At 74.0% G+C, this 3,346-nt stretch carries 1 protein-coding gene; it reads right to left on the bottom strand.

What is annotated here, in order from left to right:
* The coding region (locus ACH47Z_RS46975) for an SDR family NAD(P)-dependent oxidoreductase (RefSeq protein ID WP_399086737.1) at window positions 1-3,346 on the bottom strand (3,346 nt) is incomplete at both ends.

Raw genomic sequence — 3,346 nt, 5'->3', positions numbered from 1 at the left:
CCTGCTCCGAACGGGCCGACACCACCCACACCGTCTCGGTGCCGTCCTCGGCGACCGGCTCGGTCCCGGGCCCGGCCTCCGTCTCGGGCTCGACGCCGGGCGCGGCCTCCAAAATCACGTGCGCGTTCGTCCCCGAGACGCCGAAGGACGACACGCCCGCGCGCCGCGGCCGTTCCGCCTCCGGCCAGGCGACCTCCTCGGTGACCAGCTCGACCCGGCCCGCGGACCAGTCCACCTGTGACGACGGCGCGTCCACGTGCAGCGTGCGGGGCACCACCCCGTTCCGCATCGCGAGCACCATCTTGATCACGCTGGCGATACCCGCCGCGGCCTGCGTGTGGCCGATGTTGGACTTCAGCGACCCCAGCAGCAGCGGCCGGCCCTCCGGACGGTCCTGGCCGTAAGTGGCCAGCAGCGCCTGCGCCTCGATCGGGTCCCCGAGCCGCGTACCGGTGCCGTGCGCCTCCACGACGTCCACATCGGCGGAGCCCAGACCGGCCGCCGCCAGCGCCTGACGGATCACCCGCTGCTGCGACGGACCGTTCGGCGCCGTCAGACCGTTGGACGCACCATCCTGGTTCACCGCACTGGACCGCACCACCGCCAGCACCCGGTGCCCGTTGCGCTCGGCATCCGAAAGACGCTCGACGACCACGACACCGACACCCTCGGACCAGGCGGTGCCGTCCGCCGCTTCCGCGAACGCCTTGACCCGGCCGTTGGCGGCCAGGCCGCCCTGGCGGCTGAACTCGATGAAACCGCCGGGGGTGGCCATGACCGCCACGCCGCCGACCAGGGCGAGGGAGCACTCTCCCGAGTTCAGGGCCTGACCGGCCCAGTGCATCGCGACCAGCGACGACGAGCATGCCGTGTCGACACTCACCGCCGGGCCCTGCAGGCCGAGGGTGTACGCCACCCGGCCCGACAGCACGCTCAGCAGACCGCCGGTCAGCAGGTGACCCTGAGCCTCGGGCGTCGCGCTGACGACCTCGCTGTAACCCGACGACGCCGCGCCGATGAAGACACCGGTGGCGGTGCCGGCCAGCGCGGCCGGGTCGATGCCGGCGTGCTCCAGCGCCTCCCAGGACGCTTCGAGCACCAGTCGCTGCTGCGGGTCCGTCGCCATCGCCTCGCGCGGGGAGATGCCGAAGAAGCCCGCGTCGAAAGCGCCCGCGTCGTCGAGGAAGCCGCCTTCCCGTGTCACCGAGGAGCCCGCGCGCTCACCGTTCGGGTCGTAGAGCGCTTCGAGGTCCCAGCCGCGGTCGTCCGGGAAGCCGGACATCACGTCGACGCCGTCGGTGACGACGCGCCACAGGTCGGACGGGTTGTTCACCCCGCCGGGGAAGCGGCAGGCCATGCCCACGATCACCATCGGGTCGTCGGCACCGCTGGCCACCAGCGCGGGCAGCGCGTCCGTGACCTCCGTCGACGCGTCGCCGAACCGCTCGGCCAGGTAGCCCGCGATACGACCGGCGTTCGGGTAGTCGAAGACGAGCGTGGCGGGCAGGCTCAGCCCGGTGACGGTCTGGAGCCGGTTGCGGAACTCGACCGCGGTCACCGAATCGAAGCCCAGCTCCTTGAACGCCTGGGCGGCGTCGACCTGGTCGCCCGAGTCGTACCCGAGCACGGCGGCGGCGTGGTCCCGGGCCGCCTTCAGCACGTAGTCGTAGCGCTGCTGCGCGGTCATGGACCGCAGGTGGCCGCCCTCCTCGGACTCCTCCGGCTCGGCGGCACCGGCCGCCTCCGGCAGCAGCGAGAACAGCCGGCTGGGCCGCGCCAGGCTGAACGCCGGCGCGAACCGCGACCAGTCCATGTTCGTGACCGTGACGTTGGTGTCGCCGTCGCTGAGCACCCGGTGCAGAGCGGCGACCGCCAGCTCAGGCCGCATCGGGTGCACACCGAGTCGCTCCAGGTACTGGGCGTAGTCGGCGTCCGCGGCCATCATGCCCGGGGAGTCCCAGGCGCCCCAGGCCACGGACACCGCCGTCAGGCCCTGCGCCCGGCGGTGTGCCGCGAGCGCGTCGAGGCAGGCGTTCGCCGCGGCGTAGCTGCCCTGGCCCGCGCTGCCCCAGGCCGCCGCACCCGAGGAGAACAGGACGAACGCGTCCAGCTCCAGGTCCCGGGTGAGTTCGTCGAGCAGCAGCCCGCCGGTGACCTTGACCCGCAGCTGTGCCCGCAGTGCCTCCGTGGTCAGGGTCTCCACGGCGCCGGCCTCGTCGACGACACCGGCCGCGTGCATGACGCTGCGCAGCGGCAGGTCCGCCGGGACCGAGGCGATCAGCTCCGCGATCGCCTCCCGGTCCCCCACGTCGCCCGCCACGATGCTCACGCGGGCGCCCGTCGCCTCCAGTTCGGCGCGCAGCTCCTGCGCACCGTCGGCGGCCGGGCCACGGCGGCTGACCAGCACGATGTGTTCGGCGCCGACCCGGACCAGCCACCGCGCCACGTGTGCGCCGACCCCGCCCGTACCGCCGGTCACGATCGCCGTGCCACTGGTCCGCCAGGACGCGGGCAGCGTGGCCGCCGGGGCTTGGACGAGGCGCCGGGCGAACAGCCCGGACGACCGGACGGCGAGCTGGTCCTCGCCGTGCCCGCCCGCGACCACCGCGCGGAGCCGCTGCCGGACCGCGTCGTCGATGACCTCGGGAAGGTCCACGAGACCGGCCCACCGCTCGGACAGCTCCAGGGCGGCCACCCGGCCGATGCCCCAGGTGGCACCCGGCCAGACGCCACCGACCTGCTCCTGCCCGTGCACCGCGACCGCGCGGCGGGTGACCGCCCACACCGGCACCCGCAGGTGCTGTACCAGCCGGACGGTGGACAGCAGGCCCTCGACGTCGTCCCGGACCGCCAGCAGCGACACCACTCCGGGGCAGCCGGGGTTGAGCACCGGGGCCGAGCCGTCGTCCTCGATCAGCTCGCCGCCGACGGCCTCGGCCACCGCCGTCATCCAAGGGTCGGCCGCGTACCCCTCGGGCACGATCACGGCCCACCGCGCAGCGGGCGAGTCGAGGAGCTGCCCGGTGGCGGACACGGGCGCCCAGGTCTCCCGGTAGCGCCAGCCGTCGGCCTGCGACTCGGACTGCCGCTGGTCGCGCCACCGCAGCATGGCGGGCACCACGTCCGACAAAACGGTGCTGTCCACGCCCAGCGAGCGCGCGAGTTCGGAGACGTCGGTGTTCTGCATCGACTCCCAGAACTCCGCGTCCACCGGGTCGCGCAGCGCGGCGTCGTCGGCCGGCGACGACGGTTGCGGCCAGTACCGGCGCCGCTGGAACGCGTACGTCGGCAAGCTCACCCGCCCCGGCTCGACACCCGCGAACAGGCCCTCCCAGGCCACCGGGAC

The organism is Streptomyces sp. NPDC020192 (assembly GCF_044388685.1).
Lineage (GTDB): Bacteria > Actinomycetota > Actinomycetes > Streptomycetales > Streptomycetaceae > Streptomyces.
This window is presented reverse-complemented; position numbering and strand designations above follow the sequence as displayed.